We start from the raw sequence: 19,630 nt of genomic DNA on the forward strand, positions 1-19,630 counted from the left end.
TTTTTTTTTTTTTTTTTTTTTTTTTTTTTTTTTTTTTTTTTTTTTTTTTTTTTTTTTTTTTTTTTTTTTTTTTTTTTGTTTTTTTTTCGCCCCCCCCCCCCCCCCCCCCCCCCCTTTGCAGGGAGGGGAATCCATGCGTGGACTTCAATTCACCCAGCTCCCCCAAGGAGTCGGGCAATGGTGCATGAAAAGTGCTTAACGCGCCGGTAACCATCAAAATTTGAAGGACTATTTTGGTCCTCCTGTAATTTTTCCCACAATGGAGGTGCATGGCACGTTCAGTGCCGCGTCGAGGGTCGGCGTTTCCGGTCCGGGTCGCAGAAGCGACTCTATTCCAAGAAGGAAATCACCATGGCGTTCTCCGTTAACACGAACATCGGCGCGATGGCCGCGCTGCAGAATCTGACCCAGACCCAGAAGGATCTGTCGACCACCCAGAGCCGCATCAACACCGGCCTCTCGGTTTCGTCGACCAAGGATGACTCTGCTTCGTACACTATTGCTCAGGGCCTGCGTGGCGACCTTGGCGGCCTGAAGGCCGTTTCTTCGTCGCTGAGCCGCGCCAAGAGCGTGACCGACGTTGCCGTTGCCGGCGCCGAGCAGATCTCGGACGTCGTAAACCAGATGAAGGCTAAAGCGTATCAGTCTGCCGACGCTGGTATCGACTCCGCGACCCGCACCGCGCTGAACAACGACTTCACGGCGCTTCGCGACCAGATCACCACGATCGTCAACGCTTCCAACTTCAACGGCACGAACCTGCTCAAGGCTTCGGGCGGTACCGTTACCGCGCTGCAGTCGCTGCAGGATTCGAACACCGGCACGACGACCTGGGATCCGGATTCGCTCACCGTGGCGAACCAGGGCCTCGATCTGGGTGGTTCGGTGGTCACCGTTTCGGCCAGCGGCGACATCTCGACCCAGGCGAATGCCCAGTCGATGATCGATACGCTGACGACCACGCAGAACAACCTCAAGACCTCGCTGAGCACGCTCGGCGCGGCCTCGCGCAAGATCGACGCGCAGGCGACCTTCACCAGCAAGCTGTCGGACACGATTTCGGCCGGCATCGGCAACCTGGTGGACGCCGATCTGGCGAAGGAATCTGCGAACCTGCAGGCTCTGCAGGTCAAGCAGCAGCTTGGTGTTCAGGCTCTGTCGATCGCCAACCAGGCGCCGCAGACGATCACGTCGCTGTTCCGTTAAGAGCCCTAGGCCCAACCCTGGGGGCCAAAGGCTTGAACGGAGGCCGGGATGGTACGCCATCCCGGCCTTTTTTTGTGCCGCATCGTCCGGCGCCAATGGTTGACCCTTCTATAATGAAACAAGACAGGAGAATTGCGCTTGTTTCCGCGTATTCGTGAAATCACCGATGCCTTTGGCGGCCGTCTGCGTGTGAGTGTGGAGGAACATCCCTCCGGCGCGCTGGTCGTAGTCGAGCGGCCGGACTTGAAAGGGCGCCCGCGGGTAATGCTAGACGGTTATGGCGCCGATGTACTGTCAGGCTATATCATGTCTGCGAGACTGGCGGTGCCTAATTCTTTGCCAGATGAGCACGTAGACGGCGTTTTTGGAACGCGATTTAGACTTTCGCTTGATCCAGCAGCAACTTTAGAAATTACTCAAGCTGGTGATGTCGGTTTGGAAATCCCTGCGCCATTCTGGGATAGATTATATGCAGAATTGTGCATCGTTACTGCGCATTCGCGGGAACTGGCGCGGCGGGCAGAGGCGCGCGTGCATTAAACACCGTAAATTCCCCATTAGGTGCATCTACTGAATACGCGATGCGGCTGATGTGGGGCAGATTCAAAGAGCGATACCACCGGGTAGCAGGGGTGCAGTGATGGATTTTCGCGAGTTTGGCATCGGCCTTTCGGCAGCGACTTATACGGTTACACTTTCGCTTAGCGTTGCAGACGTTAACGCTTTGTGGAATGCGGCGGCAGAACGCGCTCTGGCGGCGCCGGGCATGACCCTGGCGGACGTGCTCGACACGATTGGTCCGCGCGAGGATCCTGCCGTGGCCGAATGCATTGCCATGCTGGCAATCCCGTCCGCGCTCGCGGGTTGTGAACTGGATCAGGCGACGGTGCGCGAGGCTGCGCAGCCTGCGGTCGCGCCGATCCAGTTGCTGCCGATGGCCCCCCGCGATGGCACCATCACGCGCCTGAGCGCTGCGAACGGCTGATAGCGAATTCGTCCTGAAGACTTGGGGAGCGTGCGCAAGCGTACGCTCCCCTTTTTATTGCCTGATCGGGGGTGAAGGCCTGGCCTACTCCAGCCCGGAGTGATCGCGGCAAGCGAGCTGATGCGGGCAGGAGGCCGCAATGTAGGGCTGATACCCGCATCATGCGCAATCCGGTTCGCGTGCCGGTCGTTCTCGCTGCGTGGGAATAGGAACGCCCGCTCCGGGGCCCCAAATGCATACGGCAGGCCGGTTGGGGGGAACCGGCCTGCCGCGCAAACCAGGCGGGGGGCGCCTGGAGACTGGTAAGAGGCGAGCCTCTCGCGAGGGGATCGGAACGATCAGCTCGTCTCTTGTATTGTTATAGACGAAATGCAGAAAACCGGGAAGTATTTTCGGCGATATTTGAGTACAGGATTTGTACGTAAGGGGCTATACCTGTTTTGGTACAGCAAATCCTGAGCTGCGACGCCCCCGCAATATTCGCGGGCGACGCAGCAACTGCAGCATACAGGCGCGGCATCGTGGCGGTCCGGCAGGTTTTACCTGCCCCTCCCGACTGCGCGCCGGCAATATCACCGTCAGGTGACTGCTTATTGCCCGACGCGGGTGATGCCGGAAGTGTCGTACTGCGCGCCGTTGATCGACACGAGCGCCTGTCCGTTGATCATCTGGACATTGGCCACCGTGCCTACCACCGTCGGAGTCAGCTTGACGGTTTTGCCATTCGCATCAGTACCTTGCAGCACCAGCTTGTACGCGCCGTCCGGGGCGGTGGTGCCGGCGGCGGTCTTGCCGTCCCAACTGAACGTACCGCTGGCGCCGTTGACGGTCAGGTCGCGCGTGTCGATTTTCACGTTTTTGCCGTCGAGCATCGTCGCGGTCAGCCCGGTCAGCTTTACCGGCGAGGTCCAGTTCCACTGCGCCGGGCTGGCGGCGGTAAGGCCTGCCGTGTCCGATGTGACCTCCACCTGCTTGCCGATCATCGACGAGCCCTGGGTCAGGCTCTGCCCGGTCAGGTTCGAGAGGATCGAGTTGAGCGTCTTGTTCTGCTGGATCGACTGTTCGACCTGCGAATATTGCACCAGCTGCTGCGTGTATTGCGACGTGTCCATCGGGTTCGTCGGGTCCTGATTCTGCATCTGCGTGGTGAGCAGCTTCAGGAACAGGTTGAAGTCGCCGGTGAGCGAGGTGGTCGCGGCGCTGGTCTTGCTGGTGTCGACCGGATTGGTGTTCGGCGTGCTGGTTACGATGGACATGGTGGGTTCCTCAGGCGATCAGATCCACCTGACCATCGCTGCGCAAGGCGCGATAGGCGGCGGCGGGCGTTTCGGGTTCTTCGTTGAATTGGCGATGGTTGCCGCCGGACGAGTGCTGGCCGGACGATTGGCCCTGGCCGTTGCCGCTGTTGCTCGCACCGCCATCGCGGCTTTCGAAGCGGAAGCTCTGCGCATCGGCGCGAATGCCCGCCTGATCCAGCGCGCGGCCGAGATCGGGTGCATCCTGCCGTAGCAGCGCCAACGCATGGTTGCTGTCGGCGCGCAGCGTCGCCTGCAGGCTGCCCTTGTCGTCAAAGGCCAGCGTGACTTCCACCCGGCCGAGTTCTGCCGGGTTCAGGCGGACGCGCAGTGTTTCTTCGCCCGCATCGACCTTGCGGGCGATTTCGAGGCCCAGCTTCTGGCCAAGCTCGCCGGGACGGGCGGCAATGACGGGCTCGGCCGCGGGGCTTGCAGCGGTGGCCTGCGCAGTGCCGGCGGCAACGGGGGCGTCCGCAGCGGCAAGCGCGCCGTGGAAGCTGGTGCCGCCATGTGCGATCGGCGCGGTGCTGCGGGCGTCGCCAAGCGAAGGCGTAAGGTTGTCACCATGACCCTTCGCGTCGCCGTCGCCGGTTTTCGCCTGGCCGCCGGACTGCGCGCCTGCTGCCCCTTGGGTTACGGCGCCAGCGGCTGCGAGCGGGTGCGCGTTTGCCGCAGGTGCGGCCGAAGCGGCGGCGCTCGTCTGACTTGCCGGCGCGGCGGCAGGCTGGGCGGCGGATTGCGGTACGGCGACAGGCAGCGGCGCGGCGGCCGTCGCCGTGGCAGTGGCGAGGGCGGCTGCATTCGCCTCGGCGTCGGCGTCCGGATCGCTCGCGTCCTGCGTAGGCATAACGGCATGTGCGGCCCGTGCGGGCTTGGCTGTGCCGTCGCGCGGTGCTCGGCGAGCCACCGCGGGCTCGGCCTGCTGCTGGCTGGCGGCTTCGACCGTCGCTGCCGGCTGTTGCGGTTGCGAGGCCGGATCGGTTGCGACCGGCTTTTGCGCAGCGGTGGCGGGCGCGGCGGGCGTTGCCGGCGGCGGCGTGTTGGCCAGAGCCTCGGGGTTGGGGATTGCGGCCGGCTTTTCGACCACGGGCTTGTCGGCTGCGACGGGCGCAGTCGGTGCGTTGGGCGTCAGGGTTGCGACGACCGGTGCAGCGGGCTCGGCTGGCGCCGCAGTCGCAAGCAACTGCGCCATCGCGATCTGCGGCTTGTCGCTCGTCGAGGCTGCGAGCGGTTCAGGCGTAGCAAGGGGCGCGCCCGGTAGCGTAAGCGGCTGTTTCACATCGCTACCGGCAGCAGCCGGCGCGCCGTTCGACACCAGGCCGGGCAGCGTCGCGCCCAGCCCGTTGCCCGCCATGCCCGCGATAGCGGGCGTGCCCGTCGCGCCGAGAAGCGCGGCAAAGCCGGTGCCGGCATCGGTTGCCGCACCCGGCACCGGCGCCTGCCCCAGTGGAAAGCCGATCGTCGTGACGTTCATCCAGTCGCCTCTTGCCGGCAGCCGGTTTCGGCCGCTCCCTTTATTATAGAAGGATTACCGCAGCAGCGGCGTTTCTCCGCCGATCGTGCCCAGCGCCCGCACCCGGGCACGCGCGTGAATTTCGTTCTGCGACAATACCACCGTGGCCGGACGGATGCGTTCGATGATCGAGCGGACGAACGGCCGGATCGACGGGCTGGTGAGCAGGCAGGGGATTTCCCCGTCGGTCGCCAGCCGGTCATAGGTTTCGCGCACCGAGCCGATGAACTGCTGGAGCATCGACGGCGCCATTGCGAGCTGGCGGTCCTCGCCCTGGCCCAGGATCGAATCGGCAAAGGCCTGGTCCCAGTCGGCCGACAGGGTGACGACGGGGATGGCGTCGCCGCGTGTCTGCTGCGCGCTGATCTGGCGGGCCAGCCGGCCGCGGACATGCTCGGTCATCTGGGTCAGATGGCTGGTAAGCGGCGCCGCCTCGGCAATGCCTTCCAGGATCGTCGGCACGTCGCGGATCGAAATGCCTTCGGAAAGCAGGTTCTGCAGGATGCGCTGGACGCTGGAGATCGATACCTTCGACGGGATGATATCCGCCACCAGCTTTTCGGAATCCTTGTGGACTTCGGTCAGCAGCTTCTGGGTTTCGGTGTAGGAAAGCAGGTCGGCGATATTGTCCTTCACCAGCTCGGTCAGGTGCGTAGCGATGATCGTGCCGCAATCCACCACGGTCAGCCCGCGGAACCCGGCTTCTTCGCGTAGTTCGCGATCGATCCACAGCGCGGGAAGGCCGAACACCGGCTCCTTGGTCTGCTCGCCGGGCAGGCCGACCGGCCCGCCACCCGGATTGATGAGCAGCAGTTTTTCCAGCTTGATCTCGCCGCGGGCCGCCTCGGTCTCCTTGATCGAGATGACATATTCGTTCGGCTTCAGGCTCATATTGTCGATGATCCGGACCGACGGCAGCACGAAGCCATAATCGGTTGCCATCTGGCGGCGCAGTGCGCGCACCTGATCGTCGAGCCGCGGTTCGCGCGTGTCGTCGTTGATCATCGGCAGCAGCGCATAGCCGATCTCGATCCGCACCGCGTCGATGGCCAGCGTCTGCGCTATCGGCTGTTCCACCACTTGCGACTGGGCTTCGGCCTGGGCGGCGGCGAGCCGTTCGGCAGCGGCCTTGGCAGTGGCGCGCTTGCCCATCTGCCAGGCAGCCACCCCCGACAGCGCGGAGAAGGCGGCGAAGGGAATGAAGGGCAGGCCCGGCATCAGCGCCAGTACGCCCATCAGGAACGCGACCATGCCGAACGCCTTGGGATAGCGGCCGAGCTGGTCGCCCAGCGCCGAGCCCGTCTTCCCCTTCACGCCGCCCTTTGACACCAGCAGGCCAGCGGCGGTGGAGACGATCAGCGCCGGGATCTGGCTGACCAGGCCGTCGCCGGCGGTCAGCACGGTATAGGTGCGGAACGCCTCCGAAACCGGCACGCCATGTTCGATCACGCCGATGCCCAGCCCGACGACGATGTTGATCGCGGTGATCAGCAGGCCGGCAACGGCGTCGCCCTTCACGAACTTCGAGGCACCGTCCATCGCGCCGTAAAAGCCGCTTTCGGCTTCCACTTCGGCACGGCGGGCCTTGGCCTGTTCCTCGTTGATCATGCCGGCGGACAGGTCGGCGTCGATCGCCATCTGCTTGCCGGGCATCGAATCGAGGCTGAAGCGCGCGGCGACTTCGGCGATACGGCCGGCGCCCTTGGTGATGACGACGAAGTTGATGACGACCAGGATCATGAAGATCGTCAGGCCGATGATCGTCTCGCCGCCCATCAGGAATTCGCCGAAGGCGCCGATCACGCCGCCGGCGGCATCCGGCCCTTCATGACCATGGCCCAGGATCAGGCGTGTGGAGGCAAGGTTCAGGCCCAGCCGCAGCATCGTCGCGATCAGCAGGATCGTCGGAAAGGCACTGAGTTCCAGCGGCTTTTCGATGAACAGCGCGGTCATCAGGATCATCACCGACAGGGTGATGGACAGCGCCAGCCCCATGTCGAGCATCCAGCCCGGCATCGGCAGGATCAGCATCGCGATGATCGCGATCACGCCACCGGCCAGCGCCATGTCGCGATTGGCGCCGATCCGGTCGAGGAATTTCAGCACGATAGGGGGCATGGGCGACTACCGGACAGACGTTACAGGGCAGGCGAGACGGGGATGCCGGCTTCGATGAAGGTGCGCAGCTTGTTGCGCATCGTCCGCACCGAAATACCGAGGATGTGCGACGCCGAGGTGCGGTTGCCGTGGCAGCGTTCCAGCGTCTGCAGGATCAGCTCGCGCTCGACTTCTTCGACCGTGCGGCCGACCAGCCCGTCGATGCGGAGCGGGGCTGCCGCCTCCGTCTGGACATCGGCGAGCGGTACGCCATCGGCATGCACCAGATCGCCGGGCTGGATCGTGGGGTTGCGCCCCAGCAGCACCGCGCGATGGACGGTCTCTTCCAGCTCGCGGATATTGCCGGGCCAGGGATAGCGGCGGACCAGTGCCAGTGCCTCGTCGGAAAAGGGACGCGGCGGTACGCCATCGGTTTCGGCGAAGCGTTGTGCGAAATAGAGCGCCAGTTCGGCAACGTCGTCGTCGCGTTCGCGCAGCGGCGGCACGTCGATCCGCACCAGACCGAGCCGGATCAGCAGGTCCGAGCGGAAAGTGCCCCCCTCGACACAGCTTTGCAGGTCAAGGCTGGTCGAGGCGATCAGCCGGGCGTGAAAGGGGATCAGTTCGGTACCGCCGACGCGGCGGAAGCGCTGTGTCTGGAGCACGTCGAGCAGTCTTGCCTGCAGCGACTGTGACAGTGCACCCACTTCGCGCAGCAGGATGGTGCCGTGCCCGGCTTTTTCCAGACGACCCAGCCGGCGCGCGACCGCGCCCGGAAAGGCGCCGGCCTCATGCCCGAACAGTTCGGATTCGAGCACGTCCGGGGCGACGCCGGCGCATTCGGCGACCACCATCGGGCGCGGACGTCCGGAGGCGTCGTGCACCGCGCGGGCCATCATTTCCTTGCCGCTGCCCTTTTCGCCATAGACCAGCACCGGCGCCCCGCTGGGCGCGACGGCGGCGGCGAGCGACAGGGCGCGCGCCAGTGCCGGATGGCCACCGATCCAGGCCGGCGCCTTGCGCTCCATGACCGAGGCGATAGCGGCGGCGATCAGGTCGCGCTGCGGGGGCAGGGGTACATAGTCACGGGCGCCAGCGCGGATCGCCGCGACGGCGCGTTCGGCCGGGGCATCGATTCCGCAGGCCAGCACGGGCACGGTAAAACGTTCGGCGCGGATGCTGGCCATAAAGCCAGCCACATCGGCCTCGACATCGATCATCACCAGGTCGCCGCCCCCCTCGCGCAGCTCTTTCATGCCATCGGCGGGTGTGTCCGCCATGGCGACTTCTGCGCCGGCGCTCTGCGCCAGCTCGGCAGCGCGGCGGAACTCGGTGCCTGGCGCGCCGATCAGCAACATGCGGATGGTCGCGGGCATCAGCGATCGGGCCGCACGATTTCGGTGAGCGTCACACCCAGCGCATTGTCGATCAGCACGACTTCGCCGCGCGCGATCAGCCGGTCATTGACGAAAATGTCGACCGGCTCGCCCACCCGGCGGTCGAGTTCGACCACCGTGCCGGAAGCGAGGTTGAGCAGCTGCCCCACCGGCATGCGGGCGCGGCCGAGAATGGCCTGCACCTTCACCGGCACGTCGTGCACGGCCTCCAGGCCGGCGGAGCCCGCAGGGGCCTCGGTCGCGCCGGGCAGTTCGAAATCCTCGAACACCGGGCTGGGCTGGGGTTCGTTGTCGGATGGGATGATGTCGTGCGGATCGATCGTCATGCGGGCAGTCCTATGCGTTCATCCATTGGCGGATCACGGAAGCGGCCTCGGGCGGGCTGGCGGAGATGACTTCGCCGATGCGCTTCAGTGCAGAGAGTTTGATGCGGCCATCGACCTGGGCGAGGGCGATTTCCTGTTCGAGCAGTGCCTGTTCGCTGCCGCCCAGTGCCTCGATCTGTTCGAGTGCCTCGGGGTCGCCATCGGCGGCGCGCTCGGCGAGCAGGCGCATCTCGGGCGAATGGGCGTCGAGCTGCGGCTCGGCCACGGGGATTTCGGCGGGCTCGGGCTTGGGCTTCAGCATGCGCAGGGCGAGCAGGCCGATGCCGCCGATCAGTGCGAGCTGGAGCAGTGTCCAGAGGTGGTCGAGCGGCAGATAGGAAAGGATGCCGCCGCCCTTGTTCTCCACGGCGTCGCCGGCAGTAAAGGCCATGCTTTCGACCACCACGCTGTCGCCGCGCTGGCTGTCGGCACCGACGGTGTTTTCCACCAGCCGCTGCAGGCGCTGGATTTGCGGCGCGGGCAGGCCCTTGGCGCCACCATCGACCATCACTGCAACGGTGAGGCGCGTCACCTTGCCGGGCGAACGCAGCGTCACGGTCTTGGTCGAGCTGTTGGCGTAGGTCGTGTCTTCGGACGTCTGGTTGCTCGCCGACTGGCGCGAGGTCCCCGGCGCGCCGCTATTGGCCTTGGCATCGGGCAGCTGGTTGGCGACCGAGGCGGTCTGCGGGCCGGCATCGTTCTCGCGGTTCTGGTCGCCGGTCTCTACGCTCACCTGACGCGCAACGACCTGCTTGTCGGGGTCGTAGACGTTCGATTCCTCGCGCGTCTGATCACGGTCGATCTGGGCCGACACTTCGGCGCGGACCTTGCCCTGGCCGACGATCGGCTCAAGCAGCGATTCGATCTGGTCGCGCAGCCGGGCTTCGACTGCCTTTTGCCGGTCGTCGGCATCGGCAGCGCTGGCGGTATCGGGATCGCCTGCCCGTGCGAGCAGCGCCCCGGTCTGGTCCACGACCGACACCGAATCCGGGGAAAGCTCGGGCACCGAGGAGGAAACGAGATAGCGGATCGCGGCAATCGTCTCGCCGCCCAGATGGCCCTTGGTCTTCACCGTCACGGCGGCGGTCGCCTTGCGGCTTTCATTGGCGAACATCGCGCGTTCGGGCATCACGATATGGACGCGGGCGGCGCTGACCGACTGGATCGTCTGGATCGATTTGGCCAGTTCGCCTTCGATCGCGCGCGTCTCGTTCAGCTTGGCACGGCTGGCGGAAACGCCGAACGGCTGCTCCTGATCGAGCACGTCATAGCCGATCTTGCCGCCCAGCTTCTCGCCGGCCATGCTCATGCGCAGTTCGGCCAGCTTGTCGCGCGGCGCCATGATCGAGGTGCCGTCGGCCGACAGCGTATAGGGGACGTTCTGCGTCTTGAGCTTTTCGGTGATGGTGGCAGCGGCCGCGGGATCGAGATCGGTATAGAGATACCCCATCTCGCTCGTGCCGTTGCGCGTGGCGACAAAGGCCAGCACGGCAAGCAGCGCGACCGCCACGCCGCCCATCAGCATCAGCCGCTTCGGCCCCAGCTGGGCCACGAGATTCTTGATCGCTTCCAATGCTGCCCCGTACCGTGCAACCGGGGGCGGATGCCCCGTTTCTCTCTTTATAGGCGGGGGGCGGCGGGCAGTTTCTGCCGGGTGGGAATTTTTTGCCTAGCATCGTGCGGCGGGGCTGGCGCTTGCCGCGCCGGGCAAATGCCGCGATAGCGCAGGCGTGCGCACGCTATTTTCCACTCTGCTCTATCAGCAGCCGCTGGGCGACGAAGCCCTGATCGCCGATCTGGAGGCGTCCTGCCTGCAACTGGCGGAAGACGATGGCGCCGGCCGGCGCTGGTGCCGCGAGAACCATTATCGTGGCTATACCAGCTATGCCTCGCTCGACGATCTGCCGATCCGCGACCCTGCATTCGCCGATCTCAAGCGGCTGCTCGACAAGCATGTCGCCCGGTTTGCGGAGGCGTGCGCGTTCGACCTGGCGGGGCGCAAGCTCAAGTTGGACAGCCTGTGGGTCAATGTCCTCGACGGCAAGGGCGGGCATGGTGCCCATATCCACCCGCACAGCGTCGTCTCGGGCACCGTCTATGTCGCGCTGCCGCCGGGTTCACGCGGACTGAAGCTGGAAGACCCCCGGCTGGCGATGATGATGGCCGCGCCGACACGGCGGCCGGACGCGCCGGAATCGCTTCAGCCCTTTATCGAAGTGGTGCCCGAGGTCGGCACCGTACTGCTCTGGGAAAGCTGGCTGCGCCACGAAGTGCCGCCGGGGGCGGGCAAGGAAAAGCGGATCAGCGTCAGCTTCAACTATCGCTGGTAAGCGCGCAGCGCGGTGTCGCGCGCGGCGACCATTTCGGCATGCTGCACGCTCGGCACCGGCTTCGCGACGCGCGTCGGGTGCTGCGCGCCCGCATGTGATACGAACGCTGCACAGGTGCCGAGCGCGGAACCGATGAACAGGGAACGGGCGATGGCCATGGGTGGATTCCTTCAACCGAACAGGATCCCTGTTCCATTATAGTCAACGCGGCGTTCATTTTGTCTGCCCCGCAACTTTACGGGGGGCGGCGGCATCGCCGCAGGTGACGGCTGGCCCGCTTGCCCCTATGTTGGCGGCCAATGGCAAAGAACAGAACAAAAGCAGGGCTGCCGACGCGGCAGCAGATTCTCGATTTCATCGCATCCTCCGACACGCCTGCAGGCAAGCGCGAGATCGCGCGGGCGTTCGGGCTGAGCGCGCAGGACAAGATCCTGCTCAAGGCGCTGTTGAAGGACATGACCGACGAGGGGCTGATCGACGTCGCCCCCGGCCGCGCCTTTCACAAGATGGGCGGCCTGCCCAAGGTGACGGTGCTGCGCGTCACCGATGCTGATGGTGACACCGTCTGGGCGGTACCCGAACGCTGGGAGGCCGAGCATGTGCCCGCGCCCCGGCTGCGCGTGCGCGAGGGGCGCGGCAAACGATCGGCGCTGGGGGTGGGCGACCGCATCCTCGCGCGGACCGAAGAGGCCGGCAATGGCTGGATCGCGCACCCGATGAAGAAGCTGGCGCGCGGCGAGGAACTGATGCTGGGCGTGCTGCACGAAGAGGGCGGCAGGCTCTGGTTGCAGGGCGTCGAGAAGAAGGACCGGCGCGACTGGCCGGTATCCGATGCCGGCGGGGCAGAGCCGGGCGACCTGGTGCTGGCGGAAAAGACAGGCCGGCCGCCGCGGATCACTGCCAAGGTGGTCGAGCGGCTGGGTGATCCGTTTGCGCCGCGCAGCTTCTCGATGATTGCGATCCACCGCCACGGCATTCCCAACGTCTTTTCGGAGGAGTTGCTGGAAGAGGCCGAGCGGGTGGCGAAGCAGAAGCTGGGCGATGGCCGCGAGGATCTGCGCCATTTGCCGATCGTCGCGATCGACCCCGCCGATGCGCGCGACCATGACGACGCGGTCTGGGCCGCGCCCGACGACGATCCCGCGAACGAAGGCGGGTGGAAGGCGATTGTCGCGATCGCCGACGTGTCCTTCTATGTCCGGCCGGGCTCCGAACTCGACCGCGAGGCGCGCAAGCGGGGAAACTCGGTCTATTTCCCCGACCGGGTGGTGCCGATGCTGCCCGAAATCCTCTCCGCAGACGTGTGCTCGCTGAAGCAAGGCGTCGATCGCGCGGCGCTCGCCTGCCATCTGCAGGTGACGAAGGGCGGGGCGCTCAAGAGCTGGCGGTTTACGCGCGCGGTGGTGCGGCTGGCGGCGAACATTGCCTATGAGGATGCGCAGGCGGCGATTGATGGCGAAGTGCTCTCCGCTGATGCTCCCCTCCCGCTTGCGGGAGGGGCTGGGGGAGGGGATGACTCCGCGCCGTCCGACGAGATGTTGGTCTCCCCTCCCCCGACCCCTCCCGCAAGCGGGAGGGGAGCGCAGGCGGCTGGCGGGGTGGCTCTGGCTGACCTCACCGAAACCGCGCTCCGCCCGCTCTGGGAGTGCTGGCATGCGCTCAACGCCGCGCGCGACAAGCGCGAGCCGCTGGATCTCGACCTGCCCGAGCGGCGCATCATGCTCGACGAGAAGGGGCGCATCCTTTCGGTCGCGCCGCGCGAGCGGCTCGATGCGCACAAGCTGATCGAAGATTACATGATCGCCGCCAATGTCGCCGCCGCCAAGGCGCTGGAGGCGAAGAAGACGCCGGTGATGTACCGCATCCACGAGCCGCCGGCGCGCGAGAAGCTCACTGCGCTGAAGGAATATCTGAAGACCTTCGACATCGAGTTCGCGCTGGGGCAGGTGATCCGCCCGGCGACGTTCAACCGCATCCTCGACCGGGTGGGCGAGGCGGAGTTCCGCCCGCAGGTGATGGAGCAGGTGCTGCGCACCCAGACCCAGGCCTATTACGGGCCGGAAAATGTCGGCCATTTCGGGCTGGCGCTGGGTTCCTATGCGCATTTCACCTCGCCGATCCGCCGCTATGCCGACCTGGTGGTCCACCGCGCACTGGTGGAGGCGTACCGGCTGGGGCCGGGCGGGCTGACGCCCGAGGAGGCCGGCAGCATGGACCGCATCGGCGAATCTATCAGCCAGCTCGAACGCCGCGCGATGGAGGCCGAGCGCGAGACGATCGACCGCTATGTCGCTGCCTATCTCGCCGCGCATGTCGGCGAAGTGATGGAGGCGCGGATCACCGGCGTGCAGAATTTCGGCTTCTTTGCGACGGTGGAGGGCGTGGGCGGCGACGGGCTGGTCGCGGCGCGCGATTTGGGCAGCGAGTATTTCCACTTCGACGAGGCCGGCAAAAGGCTGGTCGGCGAACATAGCGGCGAGGCGTTCACCCTCGGCCAGCGGATCGCGCTGCGGCTGGTGGAGGCGAACCCGGTATCGGGCGCGCTGCGCTTCGAACTACCCGACGGCAAAGGCTCGGCGGGCGGTCCGCCGCGCACCGGTCGGCCGGGCAAGGGTGCGCCGAAGCGCGTGATCCACCGCCGCGGACGGCCGGGCAATATCCGCCATCAGGGGCGGAAGCGCTGAGCTGCCGTTCGCGGCGCGGTCCTTGACGGGACAGCGCTGTCAAGTCCAGTGCATTGACGTAACAGTCGCGCTACAAGCGATTTACAGCGGTGTTGCGAGAGGAAGAACATGGCCGGGCGTCCGACGATCAAGGAAGTGTCGAAGATCGCAGGCGTGTCGTTCAAGACCGTGTCGCGCGTGCTCAACAACGAGAAGCATGTCAGCGAGGAGACGCGCCGCCGCGTCGAGGAAGTGGTCGCCCGGCTCAACTTCCGCCCCAGCCATGCGGCGCGCACGCTGGCAGGGCGCAAGTCGTTTCAGGTCGCCCTGTTCTATGACAACCCCAGCCCCTATTATGTCTATCACATCCAGTCCGGCGCGCTCGAGCGTTGTTCGGAGCTGGGGTATCGCCTGCTGATGCAGCCGGTTGATAGCCAGTCCGCGGACCTGGTAGGCGCAGTGATGGCGCTGGTGGACGAGGCGCATCTCGACGGCGTGATCCTGTCGCCGCCGCTTACCGAAGCGACGGCGCTGCTCGATGCGCTAGACAGCCGGCGGCTGCCCTATGTTCGAATCGCGCCCGGCGTGCGCAAGCATAGCGGGATGGCGACGACGATGGACGATGTTGCCGCAGCGCGCGAGATCACGCGCCACCTGATCGGCCTGGGCCACCGCGCCATCGCGCTGATCCGCGGGCCGGAGAGCCATGTGTCATCTGCCGATCGTCTGGCAGGATACCAGGCGGAACTGGCGGCCCACGGCATCGCGTTTGACCCGGAATTGGTGGTTTCCGGCGATTACAGCTTCGCCTCGGGCATGGCGGCAGCGCAGGCGATGCTGGCGCGCAATCCCCGGCCGACCGCCATTTTCGCTGGCAATGACGATATGGCGGCGGGCGTCCTGGCGGCGGCGCATGAGGCAGATGTGGCCGTGCCTGATCAGCTTTCGATTGTCGGGTTCGACGATTCGGATCTTGCCCGTGCAGTCTGGCCGCCGCTCACCACCATCCGCCAGCCGGTGCGCGAGCTTGCCTATGCTGCGGCCGACCTGATGCTGTCCGGCAATGCGGTGCAGGAACAGGTGACGCTGGGCCACCAGCTGATGGTGCGTTCCACCACGGGGCCGGCGCCGAAAGGCTGATTGCCAGGATTGGGGCGATGGCGGACCGTCCCGTTGATGGACGGTCGTTAACCCATTTTGTCGCTGGCCCGGTTGGTAAACAAATCGTTAAGGTCTGCGCATGCAACGCCAGATCGCCTGTCCGGGCATCGCCCGCCGCCACCCGTTCCGCCAGCATATGCGCCGCGCGATCGTGGCGCAGCGCAAGGCAAGCGACGACAAGGATCTGCGCCTGTTCGCGCTGAGCTTCACCGCCTTCTTCGTCTGCTTCTACACCTTCATTTTCTGACGAAGCGCGCCGGGCAGATCAGTCCGGAAATTCCTCGCCCGTACGCGGTACGTCGCCAGCCTTGTGCAGCCGCCGCGCGCACCAGGCCGAGGCGAAGCAAAGCAACACCACGATCCACAGCGAATCCTCAACAAGAATGCCGGGGATTCGGCTGAAGCCGAAGATCCCCACCGAGCCGACCACCATGAAGCCGGCATTGACGATGTTGTTCGCCGCGACGGTGCGTGCGGTCTGCGACTTTTCCACGGTGGTGGTGAGGAAGGCGTAGAGCGGCACCACGAACATGCCGCCGGTAATGGCAATCAGCGCCAGATCTGCCAGAATGTGCCAGGCGGCGGGGAGGGCGATGAAGGCCGCGGTCTTCAGCAGCGGGCCGTCATGGATCGGCCAGAAGCGTGCGGCGAAGTGGAAATCGACCACGAACACCGACATGGCGAGCACCGACGGCACCGCATAGCGCGCCGAGATATTGCCCTTGAGCATCCGGTTGATGATGACCGAGCCGATCGCGATGCCGACCGAAAAAATGCCCAGGAACACGCTGGCCACGTCCTTCTGGGCGTGGAACACGTTTTTGACCAGCGGCGGGAACAGCACGCCCAGCACTGCCGCGATCGTCCAGAACACGCTGATGGAGATGATCGCCAGATAGAGGCGACGGATGTGCATCGTGCCGCGGATCAACCGCACCGAGGCGCGGAAGACGTTGAAGTCGACCTTCAGCTTGGTAAGCGGCGGCGCGGGCGGAATTTTGAGCGAGGCGAGCCAGCCCGCGCAGGCGACGCCCAGCACGGCGAAGGCGGCGCCATAAGCGCTGATCACGCCGCCGGCGATGGTACCGCCCAGAATGGCTATATAGGTGCCGGCTTCGATCATGCCGGTGCCGCCCAGCACGTCGTCCTCGCGCAGATGCTGCGGCAGGATCGCGTATTTGATCGGCCCGAAAAAGGTCGAATGGATGCCCATGCCGAGCAGCGCGGCCAGCATCATCGGCAGGCTTTTCAGGAAGATGCCGGATGCGCCCACCAGCATGATGCCGATTTCGGCGGCCTTGATGATCCGCATGATCCGCGCCTTGTCATAGGTGTCGGCCAGCTGGCCGGCGAGCGCGGAAAACAGGAAGAAGGGCAGGATGAAGATGCCGGTCGCGATGGCACTGAACCGCGTTTCTTCCTCGACCGAATTGAAGATCTGGTAGGTCGCGAAAAAGATCATCGCGTTCTTGAAGAGGTTGTCGTTGAACGCTCCCAGGAACTGCGTGATGAAAAGGGGCAGGAACCGGCGCTCCTTCATGAGCCCGAGCGCTCCGATCATTCGATATAAGCTCCCCAAGTGGCGATTGTTCGCCCAGTGGGTGCCGGGCATAGCCGAGGGGCTGCATCGGCATCAATGGGGTATCGGTAGCATGTGGATGTCCCGCCGCGGTAAAGTCGCGCCGCCCCCCTCCCGCTGCGCCGAAGGCGGTGCTAGGAACCGGCGATGCTCACGCTGCCCAACGTGCTTACGCTCTCGCGCATCCTTGCCGTGCCGCTGCTGGTGGGGTTCCTCTGGTGGAGGGACTGGCAGGCGGGATTCGCCATCGCTTTTGCGCTTTATTGCCTGATGGGCATCACCGATTATTTCGACGGCTATCTGGCGCGGGCGCAGGGGACTGTCTCCAAGCTCGGCATCTTCCTCGATCCAATCGCCGACAAGATCATGGTCGCGGCGGTGATCCTGATCCTGGTGGGCAAGGGCGTGATCGCCGACTGGCATGTGATCGCTGCACTGGTGATCCTGTTGCGTGAAATTGCGGTATCGGGGCTGCGCGAGTTTCTGGGCGGGCTGCAGGTGTCGGTGCCGGTGTCGCGGCTCGCCAAGTGGAAGACGGCGCTGCAACTGGGGTCGTTGGGGGCGTTGATCCTGTCTGGCGCGTTGCCGCAATGGCCCTGGGTGCTGATGGTCGGGCTGGCGGCGCTCTGGGGCGCGGCGGTGCTGACCGCGATCACCGGCTGGGACTATCTGCGTGTGGGCCTGAGCCATATGGACAGCTGATGGCGCTGTCGCTGCTCTACTTCGCCTGGGTGCGCGAGGCGGTGGGGACCGGCGAGGAGCGGGTGTCGCCACCGGAGTCGGTGCGGACGATTGCCGATCTGATCGGTTGGCTGTCGGGGCGAAGCGAGGGGCATGCCGCCGCCTTTGCCGAGCCCGCGAAGCTGCGCGCGGCGATCGACCAGGCGTTCGTGCCGCTCGACACCCCGCTGGACGGTGCGCGCGAGGTGGCGCTCTTCCCGCCGGTGACGGGCGGATGATCCGCGTCTCGGTCGATCCGGCACCGATCGAGCTGGTGATGGAAGTCGCCGCGCTGGAAGAGCGCGGGGCCGGCGGGGTAGCGACATTCACCGGGGTGGTGCGCACCGACGACGGCGTGCAGGCGCTGGAGCTGGAACATTATCCCGGCATGACCGAGGCGGCATTATGTGCGCTGGCCGAAGGGGCGGTGGATCGCTGGAACCTGCTGGGCGTCACCATCGTGCACCGGGTGGGGCGGATGGTGGCGGGCGAGCGGATCGTGTTCGTGGGCACCGCCGCCGCGCACCGCGCCGAGGCGCTGGAAGCCTGTGCCTTCCTGATCGACCGACTGAAGACCGATGCGCCCTTCTGGAAGCGCGAAGTGCTGGCCGACGGTGCGCGCTGGGTGGAAGCGCGCGCGAGCGACGATGCGCGTGCGGCGGAATGGGGCTAGGCGTACAGCTTGTTACAGGGTATCTGTGCGGGCATGTCCAAGCCGATGAACCTCAACGTCCGAGTCTCCGGTCCCCTGAGCGCGTTTGTGTCGCGCAACGTTGGTGAGGACGGGCTGTACGAGAATGTCAGCGAATATGTCCGCGACCTGATCCGCCGCGACAAGGAACGGGTCGAACGCGAGATGTTCGAGACGCTGAAGGCAGAGCTGCAGCGGGCATTCGCGACGCCGGATGAGGATTATGTCGAGGTCACTGCCGAAGAGGTGATCCAGCGCAACCGTATGCGGCGCGCGCAGCGGTGAGCGCGTTCTTCATTGAGCCGATGGCGGACCAGCGGCTGGATGAAATTTACGACTATACTGCCGACCAATGGGGTGAGGCGCAGGCCGATCGGTACGTGCTTCAACTATTCGAGCGCTTCGCCGAAATTGCGGCGCGGCGGGTGCCGTGGCGTGCTTTGCCAGCCGAATTTGGCGTCAGGGGATATTTTGCGCGCGCGGGACATCATGTCGTGTATTGGCGCGAACGGGCCGATGGCGCGATTGGAATCGTTACGCTGCTTCATGAGCGGATGAATCAGATGGAACAGCTCCGCGCCGTCTGGGAACCCTGATCAGCCCCGCGCCGCCGCGAGTACGTCCGCCAGCAACCGGAAGTCGCGTTCGCGGGGGCTCGCCTTGCGCCAAACCAGCGCGATGTGGCGCGAGGCGTTGGCGGCGTCGAGCGGGCGGGCGGTGACCGAGGTATGTTCCAGAATGCCGGCATCCACCGCCATTTCCGGCAGCATCGTCACCCCCAGCCCATTATCAACCATCTGCACCATGGTGTGGAGCGATGTGCCGAGCATCGCCGCCTCGGCGCGCAGTTCGGGTCGGTTGCAGGCGGCGAGGGCATGGTCCTTCAGACAATGCCCGTCCTCGAGCATCAACAGCCGGCCTTCGTCGATCTCGTCGGGATGAATCGCGGCGTTCGGCGCCATTTCGCCCTCGCGGAATGCCACGAACAGGCGGTCGTCGAACAGTCGCGCGCTTTCGACATCGCCGCAGGCGAAGGGCAACGCGAGCAGCACGCAATCGGTGCGGCCATGGCTGAGCGCCTCGCACGCCTGGCCGCTGGTTTCCTCGCGCAGATAGAGTTTCAGGTCCGGATATTGCTGGCGCAGACGCGGCAGGATACGCGGCAGCAGGAAGGGCGCGATGGTGGGGATGACGCTCATCCGCATCTCGCCCGAGAGCGGCCGGCCGGCAGCGCGGGCGAGGTCGCCCAGCTCATCGGCTTCGCGCAGCACGCGGCGCGCCTTATCGACGATGCGTTCACCCAAGGGCGTGAAGCGGACGACGCGGCGGGTGCGTTCGACCAGTACCACGCCGATCAGCGTTTCCAGCTCGCGAATGCCCGCCGAAAGGGTCGACTGGGTGACGAAACACGCCTCCGCCGCGCGGCCGAAATGGCCGGCATCGTGCAGCGCCACCAGATACTGGAGCTGCTTGAGGGTGGGGAGATAGGTCTGCGCCACTAATCGCCTCGTTCGATTGCTTGAGAGGGATATAGTGACAGGGGCGATTAAAGCAAAGGCCAATACGCTCCCCTCCCGCTTGCGGGAGGGGTTGGGGGAGGGGATGGCAGTGTGGATTGGGGCGACGTG

At 65.4% G+C, this 19,630-nt stretch carries 21 protein-coding genes; 12 read left to right on the top strand and 9 right to left on the bottom strand.

From position 1 onward, the window contains the following. Window positions 1-351: 351 nt before the first annotated feature. The 3 genes from ACT53K_RS16805 to ACT53K_RS16815 all read left to right on the top strand — a co-directional run bounded on the left by ACT53K_RS16805 (window position 352) and on the right by ACT53K_RS16815 (window position 2,191). On the top strand, window positions 352-1,206 hold the full coding sequence (locus ACT53K_RS16805) for a flagellin (protein ID WP_476229870.1): 855 nt from the start codon (window positions 352-354) through the stop codon (window positions 1,204-1,206). A 138-nt stretch (window positions 1,207-1,344) separates the two neighbouring features. Further along, a complete protein-coding gene (locus ACT53K_RS16810) occupies window positions 1,345-1,746 on the top strand; it encodes a hypothetical protein (RefSeq protein ID WP_476229871.1) in 402 nt (133 codons plus the stop codon). Between the two features lie 100 nt (window positions 1,747-1,846). Further along, on the top strand, window positions 1,847-2,191 hold the full coding sequence (locus tag ACT53K_RS16815; protein WP_476229872.1) for a hypothetical protein: 345 nt from the start codon (window positions 1,847-1,849) through the stop codon (window positions 2,189-2,191). A 590-nt stretch (window positions 2,192-2,781) separates the two neighbouring features. On the opposite strand, the gene ACT53K_RS16820 is transcribed toward ACT53K_RS16815, so the two are convergent. Genes ACT53K_RS16820 through fliF form a run of 6 tightly spaced genes read right to left on the bottom strand, consistent with a single transcriptional unit; the run spans window position 2,782 to window position 10,431 of the window. Next, window positions 2,782-3,447, bottom strand: a complete 666-nt coding sequence (locus tag ACT53K_RS16820) for a flagellar hook assembly protein FlgD (protein WP_476229873.1) — start codon at window positions 3,445-3,447, stop codon at window positions 2,782-2,784. A gap of 10 nt (window positions 3,448-3,457) precedes the next feature. Continuing rightward, entirely contained in the window at window positions 3,458-4,960 is a 1,503-nt protein-coding gene (locus ACT53K_RS16825; RefSeq protein WP_476229874.1) for a flagellar hook-length control protein FliK, read from the bottom strand. A gap of 54 nt (window positions 4,961-5,014) precedes the next feature. After that, on the bottom strand, window positions 5,015-7,117 hold the full coding sequence (gene flhA, locus ACT53K_RS16830; protein ID WP_476229875.1) for a flagellar biosynthesis protein FlhA: 2,103 nt from the start codon (window positions 7,115-7,117) through the stop codon (window positions 5,015-5,017). 20 nt (window positions 7,118-7,137) lie between these two features. Beyond that, entirely contained in the window at window positions 7,138-8,472 is a 1,335-nt protein-coding gene (locus ACT53K_RS16835; protein ID WP_476229876.1) for a sigma-54-dependent transcriptional regulator, read from the bottom strand. Continuing rightward, a complete protein-coding gene (gene fliN, locus ACT53K_RS16840; RefSeq protein WP_476229877.1) occupies window positions 8,472-8,819 on the bottom strand; it encodes a flagellar motor switch protein FliN in 348 nt (115 codons plus the stop codon). Before fliN ends, ACT53K_RS16835 begins: the two co-directional genes overlap by 1 nt. 10 nt (window positions 8,820-8,829) lie before the next feature. Further along, complete coding sequence (gene fliF / locus ACT53K_RS16845) at window positions 8,830-10,431, bottom strand: flagellar basal-body MS-ring/collar protein FliF (protein WP_476229878.1); 1,602 nt, start codon at window positions 10,429-10,431, stop codon at window positions 8,830-8,832. Between the two features lie 157 nt (window positions 10,432-10,588). Here fliF and ACT53K_RS16850 point away from each other — a divergent pair, with 157 nt between their 5' ends. After that, complete coding sequence (locus ACT53K_RS16850) at window positions 10,589-11,188, top strand: TIGR02466 family protein (protein ID WP_476229879.1); 600 nt, start codon at window positions 10,589-10,591, stop codon at window positions 11,186-11,188. On the opposite strand, the gene ACT53K_RS16855 is transcribed toward ACT53K_RS16850, so the two are convergent. Then, the gene (locus tag ACT53K_RS16855; protein ID WP_476229880.1) at window positions 11,176-11,346 is read right to left on the bottom strand and encodes a hypothetical protein; all 171 of its coding nucleotides are present in this window, start codon (window positions 11,344-11,346) and stop codon (window positions 11,176-11,178) included. The genes ACT53K_RS16850 and ACT53K_RS16855 overlap by 13 nt on opposite strands. Window positions 11,347-11,487: 141 nt before the next feature. Here ACT53K_RS16855 and ACT53K_RS16860 point away from each other — a divergent pair, with 141 nt between their 5' ends. From ACT53K_RS16860 to ACT53K_RS16870, 3 genes are all read left to right on the top strand, one after another. Next, the gene (locus ACT53K_RS16860; protein ID WP_476229881.1) at window positions 11,488-13,872 is read left to right on the top strand and encodes a ribonuclease R family protein; all 2,385 of its coding nucleotides are present in this window, start codon (window positions 11,488-11,490) and stop codon (window positions 13,870-13,872) included. Window positions 13,873-13,980: 108 nt separating this feature from the next. After that, window positions 13,981-14,991 (top strand): LacI family DNA-binding transcriptional regulator, encoded by a 1,011-nt coding sequence (locus tag ACT53K_RS16865; protein WP_476229882.1) that lies wholly within the window; start codon window positions 13,981-13,983, stop codon window positions 14,989-14,991. A 100-nt stretch (window positions 14,992-15,091) separates the two neighbouring features. Continuing rightward, window positions 15,092-15,259, top strand: coding sequence for a hypothetical protein (locus ACT53K_RS16870; protein WP_476229883.1), 168 nt, complete (start codon window positions 15,092-15,094; stop codon window positions 15,257-15,259). Between the two features lie 18 nt (window positions 15,260-15,277). Here the strand turns inward: ACT53K_RS16870 and ACT53K_RS16875 are convergent, their stop codons facing one another. Continuing rightward, the gene (locus ACT53K_RS16875) at window positions 15,278-16,573 is read right to left on the bottom strand and encodes an MFS transporter (RefSeq protein ID WP_476229884.1); all 1,296 of its coding nucleotides are present in this window, start codon (window positions 16,571-16,573) and stop codon (window positions 15,278-15,280) included. A 165-nt stretch (window positions 16,574-16,738) separates the two neighbouring features. On the opposite strand from ACT53K_RS16875, the gene pgsA reads away from it, so the two are divergent. From pgsA to ACT53K_RS16900, 5 genes are read left to right on the top strand one after another with little or no spacing between them, the layout of a single operon-like run. Next, the gene (gene pgsA / locus ACT53K_RS16880; RefSeq protein WP_476229885.1) at window positions 16,739-17,293 is read left to right on the top strand and encodes a CDP-diacylglycerol--glycerol-3-phosphate 3-phosphatidyltransferase; all 555 of its coding nucleotides are present in this window, start codon (window positions 16,739-16,741) and stop codon (window positions 17,291-17,293) included. Continuing rightward, window positions 17,293-17,550 (top strand): molybdopterin converting factor subunit 1, encoded by a 258-nt coding sequence (moaD, locus tag ACT53K_RS16885; RefSeq protein ID WP_476229886.1) that lies wholly within the window; start codon window positions 17,293-17,295, stop codon window positions 17,548-17,550. The genes pgsA and moaD overlap by 1 nt, the downstream gene beginning before the upstream one ends. Continuing rightward, on the top strand, window positions 17,547-17,984 hold the full coding sequence (locus tag ACT53K_RS16890; protein WP_476229887.1) for a molybdenum cofactor biosynthesis protein MoaE: 438 nt from the start codon (window positions 17,547-17,549) through the stop codon (window positions 17,982-17,984). The genes moaD and ACT53K_RS16890 overlap by 4 nt, the downstream gene beginning before the upstream one ends. Window positions 17,985-18,017: 33 nt before the next feature. After that, complete coding sequence (locus tag ACT53K_RS16895) at window positions 18,018-18,287, top strand: ribbon-helix-helix domain-containing protein (protein WP_476229888.1); 270 nt, start codon at window positions 18,018-18,020, stop codon at window positions 18,285-18,287. Further along, window positions 18,284-18,598, top strand: a complete 315-nt coding sequence (locus tag ACT53K_RS16900; RefSeq protein WP_476229889.1) for a type II toxin-antitoxin system RelE/ParE family toxin — start codon at window positions 18,284-18,286, stop codon at window positions 18,596-18,598. Before ACT53K_RS16895 ends, ACT53K_RS16900 begins: the two co-directional genes overlap by 4 nt. Here ACT53K_RS16900 and ACT53K_RS16905 read toward each other — a convergent pair whose 3' ends face one another. Continuing rightward, window positions 18,599-19,501 (bottom strand): hydrogen peroxide-inducible genes activator, encoded by a 903-nt coding sequence (locus tag ACT53K_RS16905; RefSeq protein ID WP_476229890.1) that lies wholly within the window; start codon window positions 19,499-19,501, stop codon window positions 18,599-18,601. Between the last annotated feature and the right edge of the window lie 129 nt (window positions 19,502-19,630).

It is taken from the genome of Sphingomonas sp. DMC8 (genome assembly GCF_056314185.1).

Coding starts and splice junctions, on each gene's coding strand:
- ACT53K_RS16805 (WP_476229870.1), top strand. CDS start 352: ATGGCGTTCTCCGTTAACACGAACATCGGCGCGATGGCCGCGCTGCAG.
- ACT53K_RS16815 (WP_476229872.1), top strand. CDS start 1,847: ATGGATTTTCGCGAGTTTGGCATCGGCCTTTCGGCAGCGACTTATACG.
- ACT53K_RS16820 (WP_476229873.1), bottom strand. CDS start 3,447: ATGTCCATCGTAACCAGCACGCCGAACACCAATCCGGTCGACACCAGC.
- ACT53K_RS16825 (WP_476229874.1), bottom strand. CDS start 4,960: ATGAACGTCACGACGATCGGCTTTCCACTGGGGCAGGCGCCGGTGCCG.
- flhA (WP_476229875.1), bottom strand. CDS start 7,117: ATGCCCCCTATCGTGCTGAAATTCCTCGACCGGATCGGCGCCAATCGC.
- ACT53K_RS16835 (WP_476229876.1), bottom strand. CDS start 8,472: ATGCCCGCGACCATCCGCATGTTGCTGATCGGCGCGCCAGGCACCGAG.
- fliN (WP_476229877.1), bottom strand. CDS start 8,819: ATGACGATCGATCCGCACGACATCATCCCATCCGACAACGAACCCCAG.
- ACT53K_RS16855 (WP_476229880.1), bottom strand. CDS start 11,346: ATGGCCATCGCCCGTTCCCTGTTCATCGGTTCCGCGCTCGGCACCTGT.
- ACT53K_RS16860 (WP_476229881.1), top strand. CDS start 11,488: ATGGCAAAGAACAGAACAAAAGCAGGGCTGCCGACGCGGCAGCAGATT.
- ACT53K_RS16865 (WP_476229882.1), top strand. CDS start 13,981: ATGGCCGGGCGTCCGACGATCAAGGAAGTGTCGAAGATCGCAGGCGTG.
- ACT53K_RS16870 (WP_476229883.1), top strand. CDS start 15,092: ATGCAACGCCAGATCGCCTGTCCGGGCATCGCCCGCCGCCACCCGTTC.
- ACT53K_RS16875 (WP_476229884.1), bottom strand. CDS start 16,573: ATGATCGGAGCGCTCGGGCTCATGAAGGAGCGCCGGTTCCTGCCCCTT.
- pgsA (WP_476229885.1), top strand. CDS start 16,739: ATGCTCACGCTGCCCAACGTGCTTACGCTCTCGCGCATCCTTGCCGTG.
- moaD (WP_476229886.1), top strand. CDS start 17,293: ATGGCGCTGTCGCTGCTCTACTTCGCCTGGGTGCGCGAGGCGGTGGGG.
- ACT53K_RS16890 (WP_476229887.1), top strand. CDS start 17,547: ATGATCCGCGTCTCGGTCGATCCGGCACCGATCGAGCTGGTGATGGAA.
- ACT53K_RS16895 (WP_476229888.1), top strand. CDS start 18,018: ATGTCCAAGCCGATGAACCTCAACGTCCGAGTCTCCGGTCCCCTGAGC.